At 70.9% G+C, this 21,153-nt stretch carries 22 protein-coding genes; 15 read left to right on the top strand and 7 right to left on the bottom strand.

Going from position 1 to position 21,153, the window contains the following annotated elements:
• Positions 1-5 precede the first annotated feature (5 nt).
• Complete coding sequence (locus ACBY01_RS03740) at positions 6-662, bottom strand: hypothetical protein (RefSeq protein WP_416459427.1); 657 nt, start codon at positions 660-662, stop codon at positions 6-8.
• 445 nt (positions 663-1,107) lie between these two features.
• Between ACBY01_RS03740 and ACBY01_RS03735 the strand changes: the two genes are divergently transcribed.
• The 5 genes from ACBY01_RS03735 to ACBY01_RS03715 all read left to right on the top strand — a co-directional run bounded on the left by ACBY01_RS03735 (position 1,108) and on the right by ACBY01_RS03715 (position 6,197).
• Positions 1,108-1,599: a pyridoxamine 5'-phosphate oxidase family protein gene (locus ACBY01_RS03735; RefSeq protein WP_416459426.1), complete on the top strand. Its 492-nt coding sequence runs from the start codon at positions 1,108-1,110 to the stop codon at positions 1,597-1,599.
• Positions 1,600-1,651: 52 nt separating this feature from the next.
• Entirely contained in the window at positions 1,652-2,515 is an 864-nt protein-coding gene (locus tag ACBY01_RS03730; protein ID WP_416459425.1) for an alpha/beta fold hydrolase, read from the top strand.
• A gap of 98 nt (positions 2,516-2,613) precedes the next feature.
• Positions 2,614-3,945 carry an MFS transporter gene (locus ACBY01_RS03725; protein WP_416459424.1) on the top strand — a complete coding sequence of 444 codons (1,332 nt, stop codon included), beginning with the start codon at positions 2,614-2,616 and terminating at the stop codon, positions 3,943-3,945.
• Entirely contained in the window at positions 3,942-4,862 is a 921-nt protein-coding gene (gene cysK, locus ACBY01_RS03720; RefSeq protein WP_416459423.1) for a cysteine synthase A, read from the top strand. Before ACBY01_RS03725 ends, cysK begins: the two co-directional genes overlap by 4 nt.
• A 51-nt stretch (positions 4,863-4,913) precedes the next feature.
• Positions 4,914-6,197: a cell wall hydrolase gene (locus ACBY01_RS03715; RefSeq protein ID WP_416459422.1), complete on the top strand. Its 1,284-nt coding sequence runs from the start codon at positions 4,914-4,916 to the stop codon at positions 6,195-6,197.
• Here ACBY01_RS03715 and ACBY01_RS03710 read toward each other — a convergent pair.
• Positions 6,194-6,682: a hypothetical protein gene (locus ACBY01_RS03710; protein ID WP_416459421.1), complete on the bottom strand. Its 489-nt coding sequence runs from the start codon at positions 6,680-6,682 to the stop codon at positions 6,194-6,196. The genes ACBY01_RS03715 and ACBY01_RS03710 overlap by 4 nt on opposite strands.
• Positions 6,679-7,038 (bottom strand): phosphoribosyl-AMP cyclohydrolase, encoded by a 360-nt coding sequence (hisI, locus tag ACBY01_RS03705; RefSeq protein WP_416459420.1) that lies wholly within the window; start codon positions 7,036-7,038, stop codon positions 6,679-6,681. The genes ACBY01_RS03710 and hisI overlap by 4 nt, the downstream gene beginning before the upstream one ends.
• A 130-nt stretch (positions 7,039-7,168) precedes the next feature.
• Between hisI and purF the strand changes: the two genes are divergently transcribed.
• Together purF and ACBY01_RS03695 are read left to right on the top strand one after the other, a co-directional pair.
• Complete coding sequence (purF, locus tag ACBY01_RS03700; protein WP_416459419.1) at positions 7,169-8,626, top strand: amidophosphoribosyltransferase; 1,458 nt, start codon at positions 7,169-7,171, stop codon at positions 8,624-8,626.
• Positions 8,627-8,668: 42 nt separating this feature from the next.
• Positions 8,669-9,379, top strand: coding sequence for an SDR family NAD(P)-dependent oxidoreductase (locus ACBY01_RS03695; RefSeq protein WP_416459418.1), 711 nt, complete (start codon positions 8,669-8,671; stop codon positions 9,377-9,379).
• Between the two features lie 147 nt (positions 9,380-9,526).
• Here the strand turns inward: ACBY01_RS03695 and ACBY01_RS03690 are convergent, their stop codons facing one another.
• Positions 9,527-10,759 carry a class I SAM-dependent methyltransferase gene (locus tag ACBY01_RS03690; protein ID WP_416459417.1) on the bottom strand — a complete coding sequence of 411 codons (1,233 nt, stop codon included), beginning with the start codon at positions 10,757-10,759 and terminating at the stop codon, positions 9,527-9,529.
• Positions 10,760-10,812: 53 nt separating this feature from the next.
• Complete coding sequence (locus ACBY01_RS03685) at positions 10,813-11,709, bottom strand: histone deacetylase family protein (RefSeq protein ID WP_416459416.1); 897 nt, start codon at positions 11,707-11,709, stop codon at positions 10,813-10,815.
• A gap of 57 nt (positions 11,710-11,766) precedes the next feature.
• On the opposite strand from ACBY01_RS03685, the gene ACBY01_RS03680 reads away from it, so the two are divergent.
• The 7 genes from ACBY01_RS03680 (at position 11,767) to ACBY01_RS03650 (ending at position 18,045) form a co-directional block, all read left to right on the top strand.
• Positions 11,767-12,780, top strand: a complete 1,014-nt coding sequence (locus tag ACBY01_RS03680) for an alpha/beta hydrolase (RefSeq protein ID WP_416459415.1) — start codon at positions 11,767-11,769, stop codon at positions 12,778-12,780.
• Complete coding sequence (locus ACBY01_RS03675) at positions 12,777-13,259, top strand: RNA pyrophosphohydrolase (protein WP_416459414.1); 483 nt, start codon at positions 12,777-12,779, stop codon at positions 13,257-13,259. The genes ACBY01_RS03680 and ACBY01_RS03675 overlap by 4 nt, the downstream gene beginning before the upstream one ends.
• Positions 13,260-13,320: 61 nt before the next feature.
• The gene (locus ACBY01_RS03670) at positions 13,321-14,247 is read left to right on the top strand and encodes a DUF481 domain-containing protein (protein ID WP_416459413.1); all 927 of its coding nucleotides are present in this window, start codon (positions 13,321-13,323) and stop codon (positions 14,245-14,247) included.
• Between the two features lie 45 nt (positions 14,248-14,292).
• Positions 14,293-15,501 (top strand): hydrolase, encoded by a 1,209-nt coding sequence (locus ACBY01_RS03665; protein WP_416459412.1) that lies wholly within the window; start codon positions 14,293-14,295, stop codon positions 15,499-15,501.
• Positions 15,498-16,517, top strand: a complete 1,020-nt coding sequence (locus tag ACBY01_RS03660; RefSeq protein ID WP_416459411.1) for an arginine N-succinyltransferase — start codon at positions 15,498-15,500, stop codon at positions 16,515-16,517. The genes ACBY01_RS03665 and ACBY01_RS03660 overlap by 4 nt, the downstream gene beginning before the upstream one ends.
• Positions 16,514-17,770, top strand: coding sequence for an N-succinylarginine dihydrolase (locus tag ACBY01_RS03655; protein WP_416459410.1), 1,257 nt, complete (start codon positions 16,514-16,516; stop codon positions 17,768-17,770). The genes ACBY01_RS03660 and ACBY01_RS03655 overlap by 4 nt, the downstream gene beginning before the upstream one ends.
• Before the next feature lie 65 nt (positions 17,771-17,835).
• Positions 17,836-18,045, top strand: a complete 210-nt coding sequence (locus ACBY01_RS03650; protein ID WP_416459409.1) for a hypothetical protein — start codon at positions 17,836-17,838, stop codon at positions 18,043-18,045.
• Positions 18,046-18,238: 193 nt separating this feature from the next.
• Here the strand turns inward: ACBY01_RS03650 and ACBY01_RS03645 are convergent, their stop codons facing one another.
• On the bottom strand, positions 18,239-18,868 hold the full coding sequence (locus ACBY01_RS03645) for a 2-dehydro-3-deoxy-6-phosphogalactonate aldolase (protein ID WP_416459408.1): 630 nt from the start codon (positions 18,866-18,868) through the stop codon (positions 18,239-18,241).
• On the bottom strand, positions 18,865-19,743 hold the full coding sequence (locus ACBY01_RS03640) for a 2-dehydro-3-deoxygalactonokinase (protein WP_416459407.1): 879 nt from the start codon (positions 19,741-19,743) through the stop codon (positions 18,865-18,867). The genes ACBY01_RS03645 and ACBY01_RS03640 overlap by 4 nt, the downstream gene beginning before the upstream one ends.
• 224 nt (positions 19,744-19,967) lie before the next feature.
• Between ACBY01_RS03640 and ubiM the strand changes: the two genes are divergently transcribed.
• Complete coding sequence (gene ubiM, locus ACBY01_RS03635) at positions 19,968-21,137, top strand: 5-demethoxyubiquinol-8 5-hydroxylase UbiM (RefSeq protein ID WP_416459406.1); 1,170 nt, start codon at positions 19,968-19,970, stop codon at positions 21,135-21,137.
• Positions 21,138-21,153 lie beyond the last annotated feature (16 nt).

The raw sequence follows: 21,153 nt of genomic DNA, 5'->3' as shown, positions 1-21,153 counted from the left end.
GCCGCTCAGGCCTTTTTGCCCTCTTTGCGGAGCAGCAGCACCGCGCCGTCCATCCAGTTCATCACCAGCCGGTCGGTGCCGACCGGGAAGAAGACGGAGCCACTCGTCTCCGCCGGGCCGAACAGGCTTTCGGTGGCGCCGCACTCCCACACGTGCATTGGTCCGACGTCGCCGGGCGGCAACCGGAACTTGGCCCAACCCGGCCGGAACAGCGGCGCGGCTTGCTTCACATGCGCGGCCAACCAAGCGATATGATACACGTGGTCGGGACAGCCAGCCTCTACCTTCCCGCTTGCGTCCGTCCAGCCGAGCTTTTCTTCCGTGAAGGTCAGCGTACGGCCGATCATGGCGCGCCCGCTCGCCGGTCCCGCCGCGTCGACCACCATCCACCGGCCGTACGCCTGGGTACCGGGGATCTCCATGCCCGGTGTCTCCACACCGTCCAGATCGTCGCCGAGTTCCGCCAGGGTCGCGGAGGGTGGATCCACGCCCTCCGGCTCCGGCGTCCGCGCCCGCGGCGACCAGTGCGCCGTCGGCGTTACCCCCGCTGTCTCGTTGTCGGCCACGGGGGCTGGCTCGGTCCCGCAGGCGGCGATCGCCAGCGTCAGGGAGAGCGCCGTGGCAAAGCGCGCGACGCGGCGGTCGAAGACGGCAAAGGACATGGGAGAACTCCGGTAACATGCCGCGGGCCGGAAGAGTCGCCGTGCGGCCGATGTCGGTCAGGACCAACCACTTCACGCCCCATACGACACCGCCGGCCCTTGCAGGGACCGGCGGCGGTAGCGTCAGCGGAAGAACAGGAAGTAGAGGATCAGCACCACCGGCAGCGGCACGCCCAACACCCACAGCAGACACCCTCGCTTCATCGTACCGTCCCTCTTTCGTTACGGCTGGAGAACGTCGAGCCCGCCTTTTAGTTGCCGCGCTGGGCGATCGAAAACCCGCGGCAAGCTGTCTCGGCCCCTGCGACAACGCCACCGCAGCGAGAATTGGCGCACCTTCCGCACACTCTCCATCTGCCGGCCGGGCGCCGGCCCCGCCTCCCCATGCCTCGCCGGAACCGGCAGCCGTTCCGGCCGTTGGCGCGGCGAACCTCAGGAGAGCCGAATGCCGACCCCCCAGGAAATCGAAGCCAAGTTCTGGAAGGCCCTCAAGTCCGACCGCACGCTGATGCTCGGCATCGACGGCGTCGGCGACGGGCACGCCCAGCCGATGACCGGCCAGACCGACGGCGACGTCGATCATGGGCCGATCTGGTTCTTCACCACCAAGGACAACACGCTGGTCAAGGAAATGCGCGAGGGCACGCGCGCGACCGCGCACTTCGCGTCGAAGAATCACGAGGTCTTCGCGAGCATCCACGGCAATCTGGTCGTCGAGCAGAACCGCGCGATGATCGACAGGCTGTGGAATCGCTTCGTCGCTGCCTGGTTCGAAGGCGGCAAGGACGATCCCAAGCTGGAACTGATCCGCCTCGACACCGAGCACGCCAAGATCTGGCTCGACGAGTCGAGCCTGTTCGCGGGCGTGAAGATCCTGCTCGGTGCCGATCCGAAGGCGGACTACGCCGACAAGGTCGCCGACGTCCCGCTCGCCTGATCTCCCTCCCGCCGGCGTCCGCGCCGGCCGCTTGTGCAAAAAGGATTCGCCCATGCCGATGATCGAGACCCGCGACGGGACGAAGCTGTACGTGAAGGATTGGGGCAGCGGCCCCGCGGTGGTGCTGATCCACGGATGGCCACTGTCGTCGGACAGCTGGGACCCGCAGGCGTTCGCACTCGCCAACGCCGGCTATCGCGTGATCGCCTACGACCGCCGCGGCTTCGGCCGGTCGGAGCAGCCCTGGTCGGGCTACGACTATGACACGCTGTCGGACGACCTCGCCGACGTGCTCGAAGCGACGGGAGTCACCTCGGGCGCGACGCTGGTAGGCTTCTCGATGGGCGGCGGCGAGGTCGCGCGCTACATGTCGCGCCACGGCGGCAAGGGCGTCGCGAAGGCGGTGCTGGTGAGCTCGGTCGTGCCCTACATGCTCCAGACCGACGACAATCCCGAAGGCGTTCCCCAGTCGCAGCTGGAGGACATGGCCGAGCAGATGCAGGAGGACCGCCCGAAGTTCATGGCGACCTTCCTCGACCAGTTCTTCGGCGTGGGCTTCATCACCAGCCCGGTGAGCGAGGAACGGCTGCAATGGGCGTGGAACCTCACCCAGCAGGCGGGTCTAAAGCCGACGCTGGCGTGCGCGGAGGCGTTCGGCTTCACCGACTTCCGCCCCGACCTCGCGTCGTTCACCGTGCCGACGCTGGTCATCCACGGCACCTCGGACAACACCGTGCCGATCGACGCCACCGGTCGCGCCGCGGCAGCGGCGATCCCGGGTGCCAAGCTGATCGAATATGACGGCGCGCCCCACGGCCTGTTCGCGACCGAGCAGGATCGCCTGACCGACGACCTGCTCGCCTTTCTCGGCGATCCGGCGATTGCAGCGGCCACGCCGGGCATCGGCAACTTCTGACGCGCGACGCGCGGCGGCATCCCGCCGCGCGTCCGCCCCGGGGGACCCCAAGCAAAGCTTGATTGCCCGCGGCCACGCCCCCGCATAGAGGCCGGGACATGGCCGCCACTCCCCACCCGTTCTCCATCCACAACTTCCGGGCGTATTTCCTCGCCCGGCTGTCGACGACGCTCGCGCAGATGTCGATGGTCATCGTCATCGGCTGGCAGGTCTACGACCTCGCGCGCCAGTCGATGGGGGTGCGGGAATCCGCCTTCTACCTGGGGCTGATCGGCGTCGCGCAGTTCCTGCCGCTGCTCGCGCTGTCGCTGGTCGCCGGCTGGGTCGCCGACCGGGTCGATCGCCGCTGGATCGCGCGCGGATCGGTCGCGATCGAGGCGGGATGCGCGATCACGCTGGCGGTCGCGAGCTACCACGAGCACGTCACCCTGCCGCTGCTGTTCCTGGTCGCGGCGCTGCTCGGCGTCGCACGCGCCTACGCCGGCCCCTCGCTCCAGGCACTCGCCCCCAATCTGGTGCCCAAGGCGGTGCTGCCGACCGCGATCGCGATGAGCTCCATCGCCTGGCAGGCCGGCACCGTTCTCGGCCCGACGATGGGCGGCTATCTCTACGCGGCCAGCCACTGGCTACCCTACACCGTCTCAGCCTGCCTGTTCAGCTTCGCCTTCCTGATGCTGTCGCTGATCGGCAAGGTACCCCGCACCGCGGTGCGCGGCGCGGCCAATCCGTTCCGGCAGATGCTGCAGGGCCTGTCCTACGTCCGCCAGAACCGGCTGGTGCTGGGGGCGATCTCGCTCGATCTGTTCGCGGTGCTGCTCGGCGGCGCGACGGCGATGCTGCCGGTCTATGCGCGCGACATCCTGCAGGTGGGCGCGGACGGCCTAGGCCATCTCCGCGCAGCGCCGGCGGTCGGCGCGATCGCGGTGGCGCTGTGGTTCTCGTGGCGGCCGCTGACCACCAACGTCGGCGTGAAGATGCTGCTGGCGGTGGCGATCTTCGGCAGCGCGACCGTCGCCTTCGGCTTGAGCGCACCGGCGCTGCTGCCGCTGTTCGGGCAGGAGGCGATCGGGCACGACACCGCGCCGGCCGTGCTGCTGGCGCTTGCCGCGCTGTTCGTGCTGGGCGGGGCCGATATGGTGTCGGTCTACGTCCGCCAGTCGCTGATCCAGCTCTACACGCCCGACGACATGCGCGGCCGCGTCGGCGCGGTGTCGACGCTGTTCGTGTCGGGGTCGAACGAGCTGGGCGAGGCCGAGTCCGGCTTCCTCGCCGCCGCCGTGGGCCCGGTCGCCGCGGTTGTCGCCGGCGGCATCGGCGCCATATTGGTCACGGCCCTGTGGGCCCGCATCTTCCCCGAGCTTCGCCGGGCGCGCACCTTCGACCCGCCCGAGACGCTCGAGTTCACCCCCGTCAAGGAGAAGGCAGCATGAAGGCCAACACCATCCTGGAGACGATCGGCAACACCCCCCACATCCGCATCCGGCGGCTGTTCGGCGACGCCGAGGTGTGGATCAAGTCGGAGCGGTCCAACCCCGGCGGGTCGATCAAGGACCGCATCGCGCTGGCGATGGTCGAAGCGGCGGAAGCCTCGGGCGACCTGCAGCCGGGCGGCACCATCATCGAGCCGACCAGCGGCAACACCGGCGTCGGGCTGGCGATGGTCGCCGCGGTCAAGGGCTACAAGCTCGTACTGGTCATGCCCGAGAGCATGTCGATCGAGCGCCGCCGGCTGATGCTCGCCTATGGCGCGACCTTCGATCTCACCCCGCGCGAGAAGGGCATGAAGGGCGCGATCGAGCGCGCGCAGGAGCTCGCCGAGCAGACGCCGGGCGCCTGGATTCCCCAGCAGTTCGAGAACCCCGCGAACGTCGACGTCCATGTCCGCACCACTGCGCGGGAAATCCTGGAGGACTTCGCCGACAGCCCCATCGACGTGCTGATCACCGGCGTCGGCACCGGCGGCCACATCACCGGCGTGGCCGAGACGCTCAAGCAGCGCTGGCCCAAGCTCAAGGTCTATGCGGTCGAGCCCGAGCTCTCGCCGGTGATCTCGGGCGGCCAGCCGGGTCCGCACCCGATCCAGGGCATCGGCGCGGGGTTCATCCCGGCCAACCTCCATACCCAGGCGATCGACGGCGTGATCAAGGTCGACGCCGGCGTCGCCAAGGACATGGCGCGTCGCTCGGCCAGCGAAGAGGGGCTGCTGGTCGGCATCTCGTCGGGCGCGACGCTCGCCGCGATCCTCCAGAAGCTGTCCGACTTGCCCGAGGGCACCCGCGTGCTCGGCTTCAACTACGACACGGGCGAGCGCTATCTCTCCGTGCCGGACTTCCTGCCGGAAAGCTGAGCCATACGCCCGGTGGTATCCGGCGGCGCCGCAGCGCCTGAGGTCTCAGGCGTGCAGGCGCCGCTGGGCACGGGGTCGCGCGCGCTCGACGCAGGGCTCGTCGCGCTGGCGCTGGCGGCGGTGCTGGTGCCGGCATGGCTGGTCGAGCACGCCCCGCCGCTGCCGCCGCACTCCGATCCGCGGCAGCCCCGCGCCACGGCGCCCCAGCGCGTGCTGACCCCGGCCGAGCTGCCGCCGGTCGAGCCGATCGCGCTGCGGGACCTGCCCGCGGACGACGCCCGCGCGTTCAACGCCACCATCCCTTTCGTCGGCGGCCCGAACCCGGCGGCACGGCCGTTCCGCTTCTCCGGCAGCGCCGAGGATCGCGCGCGGGCGAGCGACTGCCTTGCCGCCGCGGTGCTCTACGAGGCGGGCGACGATCCGGCGGGGCAGCAGGCGGTGGCGCAGGTGGTGCTCAACCGCGTCCGCCACCCCGCCTTTCCCAAGACGGTCTGCGGCGTGGTGTTCCAGGGATCGGAGCGCAGCACCGGCTGCCAGTTCACCTTCACCTGCGACGGCGCGCTCACCCGCTGGTATTCCGAACCCTTCTGGACCCGCGCGCGCAAAGTGGCCGACGCGGCACTGTCGGGCAGCGTCTACAAGCCGGTCGGCTGGGCGACGCATTATCACACCGACTGGGTGGTGCCCTATTGGAGCTCCAGCCTCGACAAGCTGGCCGCGGTCCACACCCACCTGTTCTTCCGCTGGACCGGCTGGTGGGGCACCCCGCCCGCCTTCCGCTTCGCCGCGACGGGCAGCGAGCCGCGCGTGACGCAACTCGCCGCGCATTTCGACGCGCACAAGCTGCCGGAGGTACTCGCCGCCGAGCAGCAGGCGCTGGCGATGCAGAAGGCGATGGCACTGCCCGAATCGGCGATCCGCGCCTCGGCCGACGATCCCAACGCCTTCCTGATCCACGTCGATGCCAAGGATGCCGCGACCTTCCCGCTGCTCGCGGCGCGGGCGTGCGGCGCGCGGCCCTATTGCAAGTTCATGGGCTGGACCGACCGCGACGACCTGCCGGCGAGCGCGCGCGGCGCGCTGTCGGCGCCGCAGCTCGCGTCGATGTCGTTCAGCTACCTTCGCGACCGACCGCGCAACCTCGAGCGCACCTTATGGAACTGCACCGAGTTCGAGCGTCCGCGCAGCCAGTGCATGCGCCGCGCACCGCAGCCCATCGCGACCGCCCGACCTGCACTCTCGGCCGAAGCCGGCCCCGCGGTGCTGGAGGGCGTGCGCCGCAAGCCGGCATCGCGACCGACCGCCGCGGCGTCGCCGACACCCGCCGCCTCCTAGCCCCCGCAGAGCGCGCGGCCGCGCGGATCGCGGAGCGCGCCGGCCTCCGATACCGCGTCGCTCAACCGCTCGACCCGGAGACCGGCGAACGATACGCGCGGAGCGCATCGCCGGGCACATTCCGGCGGCAGCTTGGCCGGAAAGGCGATCGCGCCGTCGTCCACTCGCGCCTCCAGGCGGCACCCCTCGCCGAAGTCGATGCGCAGTCCGTCGCGCGTACGCTCCGCGGTGCCGCTCGCGCTGCACGCGAGCCGGCCCTCGTCGAGCAGGAAGGCGCCGATCCGCAGCCGCTCGCCGGCAGGCACGAGGCAGAGCCGGTCGCCGTCGCGGGCATAGAGGCCCGCAACCTCGCGGCTGTCGGGATCGCGCACCACCCCCCGCTCGATCGCGACGCTCTCCAGGTCGGGCGCCACCACGTTCGGCGTGTCCTCGCTTCCCGAGCATCCGGCGAGCACCAGCGCGAGCGCAAGCGCCGCGCGCCTCATTCGGCCGCGACCAGCCGGCCGTCCTCGATTCGGCGGAAGAAACAGCTGCGCGCGCCGGTGTGGCAGGCGGGACCGGCAGGCTCGACTCGCAGCCACAGCGCGTCCTGATCGCAATCGATCCGCACCTCGACGACGCGCAGGACGTTGCCGGAGGTCTCCCCCTTCTTCCACAGCTTCGCCCGGCTGCGCGACCAGAAGGTGGCCTCGCCGCTCGCCAGCGTGGCCGCAAGCGCCTCGGCATTCATATGCGCGACCATCAGCAGCTCGCCGGTCGCGGCATCGGTCGCGACCGCGGTGACGAGCCCCGCCGCATCGTAGTTGGGATCGAGGGTGAAGCCGGTGTCGCGCGCGCTCATGCTGGCGGCTTACCGGGGGCTCGACGGGGCCGCAATCGCGGGCTGCGACACATTCTTCGTGACAAAAGGGCGACAACCGCAATTCCGATCCCTATATGGCGCTCGCATATCAGCGAACCCCGTGGGGCCGATGTTCAGCACCAATCCTTTCGACGATGACAAGCTGCGCGAAGAGTGCGGCATCTTTGGCGTTTCCGGTTCGGACGGCGCCGCGGCACTGGTGGCGCTCGGCCTCCACGCGCTGCAGCACCGCGGCCAGGAGGCCGCCGGCATCTCCAGCTTCGACGGGGTGCAGTTCCACACGCACCGCGCGATGGGGCATGTCGCCGGCAACTTCGACCGGCCCGAGGTGATCGAGGCGCTGCCGGGGTCCACTGCCGTCGGCCACGTCCGCTACTCCACCTCCGGCGAGACCGCGCTGCGCAACGTGCAGCCGCTCTATGCCGAGCTGGCAAGCGGCGGCTTCGCGGTGGCGCACAACGGCAACCTTTCCAACGCGCTGCGGCTGCGCAAGGACCTGGTGCGGACCGGCTCCATCTTCCAGTCGACGTCGGATACCGAGGTGATCATCCACCTGGTCGCCACGTCCAACTATCGGACGCTGCTCGATCGGTTCATCGACGCGCTGAAGCAGGTCGAGGGCGCCTATTCGCTGATCTGCATGACCCCGGAGGGCATGATCGCCTGCCGCGATCCGCTCGGCATCCGTCCGCTGGTGATGGGCAAGCTGGGCGACTCGGTGATCTTCGCGTCGGAGACGGTCGCGCTCGACGTAGTCGGCGCCGAGTACGTCCGCGACGTCGAGCCGGGCGAGCTGGTGATCGTCAAGGGCACCGAGATGCGCTCGATCCGCCCGTTCACGCCGAATGCGGCGCGGCCGTGCATCTTCGAATACGTCTATTTCTCACGCCCCGACTCGATCTCCGGCGGCAACTCCGTCTATTCGGTGCGCAAGGCGATCGGCGCCGAACTCGCGATCGAGAACCCGGTCGACGCCGATCTGGTGATCCCGGTGCCCGATTCGGGCGTGCCCGCGGCGATCGGCTATGCCCAGCAGTCGGGCATCCCGTTCGAGCTAGGTATCATCCGCTCGCACTATGTCGGGCGCACCTTCATCCAGCCTGCCGACGCGGTCCGCCATCTGGGCGTGAAGCTCAAGCACAATGCCAACCGCGCGCTGATCCAGGGCAAGCGGATCGTGCTGATCGACGACTCGATCGTGCGCGGCACCACCAGCCTCAAGATCGTGCAGATGATGCGCGATGCCGGCGCGGCCGAGGTGCACATGCGCATCGCCAGCCCGCCGACCCGGCACAGCTGCTTCTACGGCGTCGACACGCCGGAGCGCGCCAAACTGCTCGCCGCCAAGCTCGATCTGGGCGGCATGACCGAATATATCCAGGCGGACAGCCTGGCGTTCGTGTCGATCGACGGCCTCTACAAGGCGCTGGGCGAGGCCGAGCGCGCGGCGGTGCGGCCGAAGTATTGCGATGCCTGCTTTACCGGCGACTATCCGACGCCGCTCACCGACCAGGACGAGACCCGCTCGGTCGACCAGCTCGCCATGCTGGAGGAACGCGTCGGCTGATCGCCGGCGCGCCCTGCCCCTCTTCCCGACACAGGACCTGCGATGACCGACAAGCCGTTCGCCGACCAGCTCGCGCTCGTGACGGGGGCCAGCCGCGGCATCGGCGCGGCGACCGCGCTGGCGCTGGCCGCCAAGGGGGCGCACGTCGTGCTCACCGCGCGTACGCCGGGCGGGCTGGAGGAAGTCGAGGAGGCGATCCACGCCGCCGGCGGCAGCGCGACGATCGCGCCGCTCGACCTGGCCGAGCCCGACGGCGTCGTGCGCCTTGCCGCCGCGATCGGCGAGCGCTGGCAGGCGCTCGACATGCTGGTGCTCAACGCGGCGATGCTCGGCACGCTGGGGCCGGTCAACTCGATCGATTTCAAGGAAATGTCGAAGCTGTTCACGCTCAACGTGACCGCGCAGGCGGCGCTGCTGGGTGCGTTCGGGCCGATGCTGCGCCAGGCGAAGGCGGCGCGGGTGATCGGCCTCACCTCCAGCGTCGGGCGCAATCCCCGCGCCTATTGGGGGCTGTACGGGTCGTCCAAGGCGGCGTTCGAGAACCTGCTCGCCGCGTTCGGCGAGGAAGTGCGCCAACTCACCGCCATCCGCACCGCGATCGTCGATCCGGGCGCCACCCGCACCAAGATGCGCGCGCGCGCCTATCCGGGCGAGGCCCCCGACAGCGTCAAGCCGCCCGAAGTGGTCGCCGACCGCATCGCCGCGCTGATGGAAGCGGGGTTCGAGACCGGGCACTTCGAACGCGTCGACTGACGGCTCCCGATCGTCATCCTGACGGAAGTCAGGATCCATTGCCGCACCGGCTGGAAGCGCGGGCGCCGCGCGAATGGATGCCAGCCTTCGCTGGCATGACGGCATGCCATTTGGCTGAGCGATCCCGTTCCGCGCCTGCGCGCGAGGCTACCCCTCCTTCACCAGCGTGACCTGCGCGACGTGGATGCCGCCGCCGCGGAAGCCGCCTTCGCAGTACATCAGGTAATAGCGCCACAGCTCGACGAAGCCGGCCGGGAAGTCGCCGGGAAGCGTGCCTGCCGCCACCGCCGCATCGAACGCGTCGCGCCAGCGCTTGAGCGTCTCGGCATAGTCGATCCCGAAGCGATGCTCATCCTGCCAGCGAAGCCCCCGCGCCTCGGCGAGCCTGCGGAAGCGCTCGCTCGACAGCAGCAGCCCGCCGGGAAACACATAGGCCTGGATGAAGTCGACGCCGTTCGCATAGGCGTCGAACAGCGCATCGTCGATCGCGATGTACTGGAGCGCGGCGCGGCCGCCGGGCTTCAGGCGCGCGGCGATCGTGTCGAGGTAGGAGGGCCAATATTCGCGCCCCACCGCCTCGACCATCTCGATGCTGGCGATCGCGTCGTAGCGGCCGGTCGCATCGCGATAATCGGTGAGCGAGACCTCGACTCCCTCGATCCCCGCAGCGGCGACGCGCTGCTCGACGAAGCGCTTCTGCTCGGCCGACAGGGTAAGGCCGTGCACCCGCCGCCCCGCCCGCGCAGCCCGTTCGGCGAAGGAGCCCCAGCCGCAGCCGATCTCGAGGATGGTGTCGCCGGGCATGGTGGCGGTGCGGTCGAGGATCTCCTGCAGCTTGCGATCCTGCGCAGTCTCCAGCGGCTCCTGCGGCTCGGCGAAGATCGCGCTCGAATAGGTCATGCTCGGGTCGAGCCAGGCGCGGTAGAAGTCGTTGCCCAGATCATAGTGGAACTGGATGTTGCGGCGGGCATTGGCGCGGTGGTTGCGCCGCGACCAATGGGCGACGCGCCGCGCCAGCCCGGTCAGCCGCCCCGCCCGCCCCACGCTGCCGAGCGCGCGGCCGTTGCGCATGAACAGGTCGAACAGCGGCACCGGATCCGGGCTCGACCAGTCGCCCGCCACCCAGCCCTCGTACCAGCCGACCGAGCCGCCGGTCGCCAGCCGCAGCATCGCGCGCCAGCGATGGAGCACCACCACCGCCACGGGGCCCTGCCCGTGTCCGCCCAGCCGCCGCTTGCTTCCGTCGGGCAGCGTCGCCTCGATCGCTCCCTCGGCAAGCGCGCCGTCGATGCGGTCGAGCATGCGCGCGAACAGCGGCGCGAACCAGCGAAGCGGATCGCGCGGAACGGAAACGGCGGCGGAAGCGCGGGGAGCGTGCATCGCGCCTACATGCACCTCCTTCGCCTTCCCGCAAGCCATCGCGACGCGTGCGCTCAGCCGAACACCCCGCCCAACGCCAGGATGGAGGCGACATGGCGGTGCGAGACCTCCATCGCGTCGTCGCCATAGCCGCCGCCGAGCGCGCTCGCGAGCGGCACGCCACGGTCGCGCGCGAGCGTCGCGATCCAGCGGTCGCGGCGCACCAGCCCCTCTCGGGTCAGTGCCAGCCGACCGAGCCGGTCGCCTACGAACGGGTCCACCCCCGCCTGGTAGAGGATCAGGTCGGGAGCGAAGGCGTCGACCAGCGGCACCAGCGTCTCGGCAAGCGTCGCGAGATAGGCGTCGTCCTCGACCCCGTCGGGCAGCGGCACGTCCAGCGTCGAGGTCGCCTTGCGGACGGGGAAGTTCTTGTCGGCGTGGATCGAATAGGTGGCGAGGCCCGTGCGTCCGGCGAGCAGCGCGGCGGTGCCGTCGCCTTGGTGGACGTCGCAATCCACCACCAGCACGCGCGCCGCCGTCCCCTCCGCGACCAGCCGGTTGGCGGCGATGGCGAGATCGTTGAACACGCAGAAGCCCGCGCCGGTATCGGCAAGCGCATGGTGGCTGCCGCCCGCGGTGTTGGCGGCGAAGCCGTGCCGCAACGCGAGCAGCGCGGCGCAATAGGTCCCGCCCGGCACCGCCTGCGCGCGGCGCGCCACCTCGGCCGTGACCGGAAAGCCGATCCGCCGCGTCTTGTCCGCCGGCACGGCGAGGTCGAACACCTCCGCGACATAGCCCGGCGTATGCACCTCCTCGATCCAGCGGCGCGGCATCGGCTGGGGCACGTGCCACTCGATCGCGGCGTCGTGCTGGCGCAGCAGGTCGCGGACCAGTCCGTTCTTGTTCCATTGATAGGTGCTGCGCGCCGGGGCCGGCGCCACATAGTCGGGATGGTGGACGACGCGGATCACGCTCCATAGGTAGGCGCAGCCCGCGCCGCCGCAACGCCGCGCCCCCAGGAGCCGTGCATGTCCGAAGTCTTCGTCCGCCCCGACGTCCGCGCCTTCCTCGGCTATCTGGAAACGATGCCGGGGCCGCGGATCCACGAGCTGGAGCCGGCCGCGGCGCGCGCGCACCTCAACGCGACGAAAGACGTCGCCGACCTGCCGCTCGGCACGCTGGCGGTGATCCGCGACCTCGCCATCCCCTCGCCCCACGGCACGCTCGCCGCGCGGCTGTTCGATCCGCGGCCGCAGCGCGAGCCGGGACCGGCGCTGCTGTTCCTCCACGGCGGCGGGTTCGTCATCGGCGATCTCGATTCGCATGCGAGCGCCTGCGCCGAGATCGCGCGGATGCTCGACCTGCCGGTGGTGGCGCTCGACTATCGCCTCGCCCCCGAGCACCCCTGGCCCGCCGCACCCGAAGATGCGGAGACCGCCGCGCGCTGGCTGGCGGAGGCGGGCGAGACGCTCGGCCACGGCATCACCGGGCTGGTGCTCGCCGGCGACAGCGCGGGCGGCACGCTCGCGATCGTCACGGCGATGGCGCTGCGCGACCGGCCCGCGGCGGTGCCGGTGCTCGCGCATTGGCCGCTCTATCCGCTCACCGATACGACCCGCGACTATCCGTCGTTCGCGCAGTTCGCCGACGGCTATCTGCTCACCCGCGAGTCGATCGCCTGGTTCGGCGCAGCCTATCGGGCCGAGTCCGCGCATCTGCGCGCCTCGCCGTTGCTGGGCGACATGGCGGGGATGCCGCCGGCGCTGGTGCTCACCGCCGGGCTCGATCCATTGCGCGATCAGGGCCGCGCCTATGCCGCCGCACTCGCCGAAGCAGGCGTGCCGGTGGTGTTCCGCGAGGCGCGCGGCAACGTCCACGGCTTCCTCAACCTGCGCCGTGCGATCCCGTCGAGCCAGGGCGACCTGGCCGGGGCGCTGGTCGCGCTGCGGCAGATCGTCACCGAGGCGGAAGCCGATCGCGTGATGGCGCAGGCGGCGGGACTCTCGACTTCGCCGGCGGCAGGCGTAGGAGAGACCGCATGAACGAGCTCCCCTACCGGCCCTGCGCGGGCGTGATGCTGATCAACCGCGACGGCCGCGTGTTCGTCGGTCAGCGCATCGATTCGACGCTGGAGGCGTGGCAGATGCCCCAGGGCGGCATTGATCCCGGCGAGGACGCGCTCGCCGCGGCGCTGCGCGAGCTGCGCGAGGAAACCGGCGTGCGGCCCGACAAGGTGTCGCTAATCGGCGAGGCGCCCGAGGAACTGCTCTACGACCTGCCCGAGGACATGATCGGCAAGGTGTGGGGCGGCAAGTATCGCGGGCAGCGCCAGCGCTGGTTCGCCTTCCGCTTCGAGGGCGAGGAGCGCGACATCGACATCGCGACGCCCGAACCCGAGTTCCGCGCCTGGCGCTGGGCCGAGCCCGACGAGCTGCCGCATGCGATCGTCGGCTTCAAGCGCGCGCTGTACGAGAGGCTGCTCGAGCTGTTCGCCGAGCCGCTGGGCCGAAGCGCGCGCTGACGCGACGGACCGAGGCATGCGCGGGTTCACCTCCCGCTGCAATGCAGCTAAGGATTCGTGCGTGACCAAGGCCGCGTTCCTCCTCCTTGCCGCCCCGCTCCTGCTCGCCGATGCGCCCGCGACTGCCGCCGCAGCCGCGAAGAAGGACGCGCCGATCCCCGAGCAGCTCAAGATGATGCTCGACGCCGCGATGGCGTCGGGCAACGAGGGGGAAGTCGCGACGCTGGTGAAATACTCGCGCATCGCCGCGCCGGACAGCATCGACCTGGTGCGCGAGGTGACCAACAAGTGGCTCGCCGATCGCGCCGCGCAGCGCATCCTGGTGCTGCAGGAATCCTCGTTCTTCACGCTGGTGAAGGGGCGCGCCGAACTGGGCGGCTTCGCCAACAGCGGCAACAGCGACAACGTCGGCGTGACGGGCGTGCTCGACATGTCGCGCGAAGGCTTCCGCTGGCGCCACAAGCTGCGCCTCCAGCTGGACTATCAACAGGCGAACAAGGTCACGAGCCGCGAATATTACCTCGCCGCGTTCGAGCCGAACTACAAGGTCGACGACCGACTCTACATCTACGGCGCGACGCAGTACGAAAGCGACCGATTCATCGGCTATCACAACCGCTATTCGGCCTCGACGGGGGCCGGCTACAGCGCGATCAAGCGGCCAAACCTGACGCTCGACCTCGAACTCGGCCCGGCTTTCCGCCACACCGATTTCACCGACGACACCGTCGAGAGCAACCTCGCCGCGCGCGGATCGGTCGACTTCGACTGGCGGCTGTCGCCGACGCTGACGCTGCGCCAGGACGCCTCCGCCTATGTCGTCGGCGACGCCAACAGCACCGCGAGCAGCACCACCGCGATCGACGCCAAGCTGCTCGGGCCGCTGTCGGCGCAATTCTCCTATGCGGTCCGCTACGAAAGCCGTCCGCCGGAGGGGAACGTCAACACCGACACCACGACGCGCGCCTCGCTGGTCTATTCCTTCTAGCCTCGCCGGTTCCTTCCGGGGCGGAACCGCGCTAGCCTTGGGCGCATGGATGTTCTCACCACCGTGGAAGCGGCCGTCGTCGAACGCGCGCGCGCCGCGCCGATGCTGGCCAATCTCGAACGCTGGGTGGCGGTAAACAGCGGCACCCGCAACCTCGCCGGGCTGAAGCAGATGGCCAGGCTGCTCGCCGACGCCTTTGCCGCGCTGCCCGGCGGAGTCGCGCTGATCAAGCCCGATCTGGTCGAGGCGGTCGCCGCCGACGGCCGGCTCGAACCGCTCGATCACGGCCGCCACCTGCTGCTGACGGTGCGACCGCAGGCGCCGGTCCAGCTGATGTTCGCGGGGCACATGGACACGGTCTACCCGGCCGACCACCCGTTCCAGACGATGCGCGTCCGCGACGACGGCATGCTCAACGGCCCTGGCGCCGCCGACATGAAGGGCGGGCTGGCGGCGATGCTCGCCGCGCTCGGCGCGATCGAGCGGTCCGCCTATGCCAACCGGCTGGGCTATCAGGTGCTCATCAACTCGGACGAAGAAACCGGATCGCTGTCCTCCGCGCCGCTGATCGCCCGCGTCGCGCGCGGCAAGGCGGCGGCGTTCGTCTACGAGCCCGCGCTCGCCGACGGAACGCTGGCAGGCGTGCGCGGCGGCACCGGCAACTTCTCGCTCGCGGTCACCGGGCGCAGCGCCCACGCCGGGCGCAACCCGGAGGACGGCCGCAACGCCCTGGTCGCCGCCGCCGAGCTGGCGCTGCGCCTGTCGCAGGCCGGCGGCGATGGCCTCACGGTCAACCCGGCCCGGATCGACGGCGGCGGCCCCAACAACGTCGTGCCGGCCAGCGCGGTGCTGCGCATCAACTTCCGCCCCGCCTCCGCCGAAGCCGCAGGGCGGGCCCGCGCCGCGATCGATGCCGCCGCCAAGGCGGTCGCCGCCGCGCACGACGTCCGCGTCACCTGTCACGGCGACTTCAACCGTCCGGCCAAGCCGATCGACACCGCCGCCGAACGGCTGTTCGGGCTGGTCCGCGATGCCGGCGAGAGCCTGGGAATCGCGGTCGCCTGGCGCGACACCGGTGGGGTGTGCGACGGCAACAACATCGCCGCCTGCGGCGTGCCCGTGGTCGACACGATGGGCGTGCGTGGCGGTGCCATCCATTCGTCCGAGGAGTTCATGGTGCCCGAGAGCCTGCCCGAACGCGCCGCGCTGTCGGCGCTCGCCATCCTCCGCCTGATCGAGCGGGGTACCGCATGAGCTTCCGCATCCGAGCCGCCCGCGACGAGGACCTGCAGCATCTCTACGAAATGGCGAAGCTGACCGGCGGGGGGTTCACCAACCTGCCCCCGGACCGGCCGGCGCTGCGCGCCAAGCTGGAGCGCAGCCACGCCGCCTTCGCGCGCGCCGAGGACAGCCTGGAAGACGAGCTGTTCGTGCTGGTGCTGGAGAATGCCGAAACCGGCGAGGTGCGCGGCACCTGCCAGATCTTCACCCAGGTGGGACAGCACTGGCCCTTCTACTCGTACCGCGTCGCGACCCTCACCAAGCACAGCGAGGCGCTGCGGCGCACCTTCCGCGCCGAGATCCTCAATCTGGTCAACGACCTGGAGGGGGCCAGCGAGGTCGGCGGGCTGTTCCTCCACCCCGGCGAGCGCGCCGGCGGGCTGGGGCTGCTGCTCGCGCGCAGCCGCTATCTGTTCATCCGCGCCCACCGCCGCCGCTTCGCCGACCGCATCCTCGCCGAGCTGCGCGGGATCATCGACGAGGCCGGGGGTTCGCCCTTTTGGGACGGCGTCGCCGGGCGCTTCTTCGGGATGAGCTTCCAGGAGGCGGATCAGTTCAACGCGATCCACGGCAACCAGTTCATCGCCGACCTGATGCCCAAGCATCCGGTCTATATCGCGATGCTGCCGGAGGGCGCGCGCGCGGTGATCGGCCTGCCTCACCCCTCCGGCCGCGCGGCAATGCGGATGCTGGAGCACGAGGGCTTTCACTATGAGAACTACGTCGACATCTTCGACGGCGGCCCGACGATGACCGCGCGCACCGACCAGCTCGCGACGATCCGCAACGCGCGCGACGCCCGGGTGCACACGCTCGCCGACGGCGGCGATCCGGTGCTGGTCTCGGCCGGACGGCTCGACCAGTTCCGCGTCGCGACGGGCCGGGTGCGTACCGACGACGACGGCGAGGTGCAGCTCGACCCCGCGACCGCGCAGTTGCTCGGCGTCGATGCCGGCGACCGGATCAGCTATGTAGGGCGCGAGGGATGAGCCAGGTCGAGATCAACTTCGACGGCATCGTCGGCCCCAGCCACAACTACGCCGGGCTCAGCCCCGGCAACCTGGCGGCGACGCGCAACGCCGGCGCGGTGTCGCACCCGCGCGCGGCGGCGCTGCAGGGGATCGCGAAGATGCGCGCCAATCTGGCGCTCGGGCTTGCACAGGGCATCCTCCTTCCCCATCCGCGTCCCGACCACCGCTGGCTGACGACGCTGGCGACCGACCATGCCGCGGCGGCGCCGCACCTCCAGGCGCAGGCGCTGTCGGCCTCGGCGATGTGGGCGGCCAACGCCGCCACCGTTTCGCCCGCGCCCGATGCCGCGGACGGGCGCTGCCACCTGACGGTCGCCAACCTCGTCACCATGCCCCATCGCAGCCACGAATGGCCGGCGACGCTCGCGCAGCTGCGGCTCGCCTTCGCCCATGAAAGGTTCGCGGTGCATGCGCCCGTGCCCGCGCCGTTCGGCGACGAGGGCGCGGCCAACCACATGCGGCTCGCCGCCAGCCACGATACGCCGGGCGTCGAGGTGTTCGTCTACGGCGTCGCCGGCGGCCCCTTCCCCGCGCGCCAGCATCGCGAGGCGAGCGCCGCCGTCGCCCGCGCGCACCGGCTCGATCCTGCACGCACGCTGTTCGTCCAGCAGTCGGACGCCGCGATCGCCGCCGGCGCCTTCCACAACGACGTGGTCGCGGTCGCCAACGAGCGCGTGCTGTTCGCCCACGAGCAGGCGTTCGCCGACGCGCCCGGCTTCCACGCCGATTTGCGCCGGCTGCTGCCCGAGGTCGAGATCGTCGAGGTGCCGGCCGCACGCGTCTCGCTCGAGGACGCGATCGCCTCCTACCTGTTCAACGCGCAGCTGGTGACGCTGCCCGGCGGCGCAATGGCGCTGGTCGTGCCCGGGGAAGCGCGGGCCACACCTTCGGTGTGGCGCTGGCTGGAGGAGCATGTCGCCGGCAACGGCCCGATCCGGCGCTTGGAGGTGGTCGACGTCCGCGAATCGATGGCGAACGGCGGCGGCCCCGCCTGCCTGCGGCTGCGCGTGGTCGCCGATCCCGCCACCGTCGATCCCCGCTTCCTGGTGGACGCCGCCAAGCTCGACTGCATCGCCGACGTCATCGAAGCACATTGGCCGGAGCGGATCGCCCATGACGCGATCGCCGACGCGGCGCTGATCGGCCGCATCGAAGCGGCACATACTGCCCTGCTGGAGGCGCTCGACCTTGTCGGGTTAATTGACAGGTAACCACGATTAGCTGGCGCGAATCCGCGCTATTCTGCCACTGGCCCGCGGCTTGCTTGTCACCGGCCATGTGGAACCGCGTCGCCCGCCTGTTCGCCATCAAGACCAAGTTCGAGGCCTATCTGGTGATCTACGGCCTGAGCATGGGCGCGGTCGAGCGCGGGGTGCACTATGTCGAGCTCTACCCCGGCGCCGGCGGATGGGCGATGGCCGCGGTCTGCCCGATCGCCGTGTTCATGGCCGGCGGCCGCATCCTCGATTCGGTCGAGGCGGGCTGAGGGAAAATAGCTTCCGAACCCCCGTTCGTCCTGAGTAGCCATTGAGCGAAGTCGAAATGGCGTATCGAAGGATCGCGCGTGCGGTACTTCGATACGGGTCTTCGCTAGGCTCAGCCCCTACTCAGCACAAACGGGTTGGCTTGGGTGACCATGCTCCGGACTCGCCGCCGTCGGGCAGCGGGACCATAAACGTTCACCCCGCGCGTGCGGCCTCATAGCCCTTGACCAGCGCCTCGCCGCGCGCGCGCACGTCCTCGACGCTGCGGCCCGGCGCGTAGAGCGACGAGCCGATGCCGAAGCCGGCGGCGCCCGCCTGCAGGTACGGGCCCATCGTGTCGGGATCGACGCCGCCGACCGGGAACACCGGAAAGCTCTTCGGCAGCACCGCGCGCACCGCCTTCAGTCCTGCCGGGCCGGCCAGTTCGGCCGGGAACAGCTTGAGCGCGTCGGCACCCGCGTCGATCGCGCGGAACGCCTCGGTGGGGGTGAAGAACGCCGGCAGCGATTGGAGCCCGGCGACCTTGGTCGCGGCGATCACCTCGACGTCGGCGTTGGGCGAAATCACGATCCGCCCGCCGGCATCGGCGACCCGGCCGACGTCCGCGACGGTCAGCACGGTGCCGGCACCGACCAGCGCGCGGTCGCCGACGCGGTCGACGATGCGGCGGATGCTGTCGAACGGATCGGGCGAGTTGAGCGGCACTTCCAGGCAGCGGAAGCCGACGTCGAACAGCGCGTCGGCGATCGCCGGCGCCTCGTCCGGGGTCAGCCCGCGCAGGATCGCGACCAGCGGCAGGCCGTTCAGCAGCGTTTCGATCGTCATTTCAGCAATTCTCCAATTCGCCACAGCCCCTCGGCGACCGCATCGGCGCCGTCGACCACGCGCACGTCCGAAACCCCGGCCAGCGCGAGCGCCACCCGATAGCGTGCCGCAAGCGCTGCGTTGCAGATCAGCACCAGCCCGTCGTTCGCCGCGTCGCGCATTGCCGCGACCTCGCCGCCGATCAGCAGGCCCGAGAGATAGCTGGCGACCGCGGTCGGCGCGAGGCTGCCGAGCAGCACGTCGGCGCGCGCCGAGAACAGCAAAGGCAGCGGACCCGCCGGGTTGTCGAGCGCGCGCTGGGCGCCGAGCGTGAACGCCGCCTCGTCGGGTTCGTCGCCCTCGGCCAGCTGGCCGAGCAGCGACTGGGTGCGCAGCAGCGCGTAGAGCTCGCCGGTCATCACCGTCGAGAAACCGGTGATCCGGCCGCCCTCGACCCGCGCCCATTTGCTATGCGTGCCGGGCAGCACGATCGTCCCGTCGGACAGGCCGCTGCCGAGGATCTGGGTTTCCTCGCCGCGCATCACGTTCGCGACGCCGGCCGCGGTGCGCGCCGACAGGCCGGGAACGATGAAGCAGCGCGCCGGCGCGTCGTCGACCCGCAGCGCCGCCGCCGCCAGTCCCGCGGGGTCTGCCGGGCACGGCAGATAGGGCGCCTCGTGCCAGCCCGCCCGCGCGCCGACCATGCCGGCGAGCACCACGAGCGTATCCGCCTCCAGCCAGCCGTCGAGCGTCTCGCGCAGCACGTCCGGAAACTCCGCGCGCGCCAGTCGGGCGGCGCCGCGCGGCGACTCCCGCCGGTCGATCACCGCGCCGTCGGCGGCGAACCGATAGGCGCGAAGATTGCTCGATCCCCAGTCGACCCCGATCAGCGTCATGCGCGGGGTCCTGTCGGATGCGGAGCGCGCCGGGCCGGCGCAGGTGCGGTGCCGTTCATGGCGCTCCCCCTGGCCCGCCGGCGCCGAAAAGTCGAGCCCAGCGACCGGCGCCCCTCCCGCGCGCGGCCGCGCGGCTGGCGTCGTTCGCCGCGGACAGCTTGATCCTGCGCAAGGATCGCCGCAGTCAGGCCCGGCATAGCGCCCATCCCACGGGAGGTTCGGCGATGGATTGTGACGTTTTGATCGTAGGCGGCGGCCCGGCGGGGCTGAGCCTGGCCCGCTCGCTGGCCGACGCGCCGCTGCGCGTGATCGTGGTGGAGAAACAGCCGCACGCCGCCCTCGAAGCGCCGGGGTACGACGGGCGCGAGATCGCGCTCACCCACCGCTCGATCGGCACGCTGAAGGCGCTCGGCGCCTGGGACCTGCTGCCACCCGAGGACGTCTCGCCGCTCGACGAGGCGCGGGTGCTCAACGGCGCCTCGCCCTTCGCGCTGTCGTTCGATCCGGCCAGTCACGGCGGCGGGCCGCTCAGCCTCATTGTCCCCAACCATCGCATCCGCGAGGCGCTGTTCCGCACGGTCGAACACCAGCCGAACCTGACCCTGCTCGCCGGCGTGGGCGTCGCCGCGCTCAAGACCAGCGCCCGCGCCGCCGAGGTGACGCTCGACGACGGGCGCACGCTGTCGGCCAAGCTGCTGGTCGCGGCGGATTCGCGCTTCTCCGGCGTGCGCGATCGGCTCGGCATCGGCGCCGAGGTCAACCGGCTCGGCCGTTCGATGATGGTGTGCCGCGTCCGCCACGACGGCGAGCACCACGGCGTCGCCACCGAATGGTTCGATCACTACCAGACGCTGGCGATGCTGCCGCTCAACGGCCGGCGCTCGTCGGCGGTGCTGACGCTGCCGGCCGCCGAGATGGACGGCATCGCCGCGCTCGACGAAGCGGCGCTCGGGGCGGAGCTGACCCGCCGCTATCAGGGCAAGCTCGGACGGATGGAGGTCGACGCGTCCGCGCACGTCTATCCGCTCGCCACCACCTGGTCGCGCCATTTCGCGGCCACGCGCGCGGCGCTGATCGGCGACGCGGCGGTGGGCATGCACCCCGTCACCGCGCACGGGTTCAACCTGGGACTGCAAAGCCAGGCGACGCTGGCGAAGCTGGTGATCGCGGCGGCGCAGCGCGGCCGCGACATCGCCGCGCCGTCGCTGCTGCGCCGCTACGAGATGACGCACCGGCTCGCCAGCCGGCCGATCTACGCCGCGACCAACTGGCTGGTGCGGCTCTACACCGACGAGCGCCCCGGCGCCCGGATCGCCCGCCATGCGACGCTGCGCGCGGGCAGCCGCCTGCCACTCGCGCGACAGGCGATCACCGCCATGCTCATGCAGCGCTGAACGAGGAACCCCGACC

Source organism: Sphingomonas mangrovi (assembly GCF_047975845.1).
GTDB lineage: Bacteria > Pseudomonadota > Alphaproteobacteria > Sphingomonadales > Sphingomonadaceae > Sphingomonas.
Note: the sequence above shows the minus strand (reverse complement) of the source record. Positions and strands in the feature narration are given on the sequence as shown.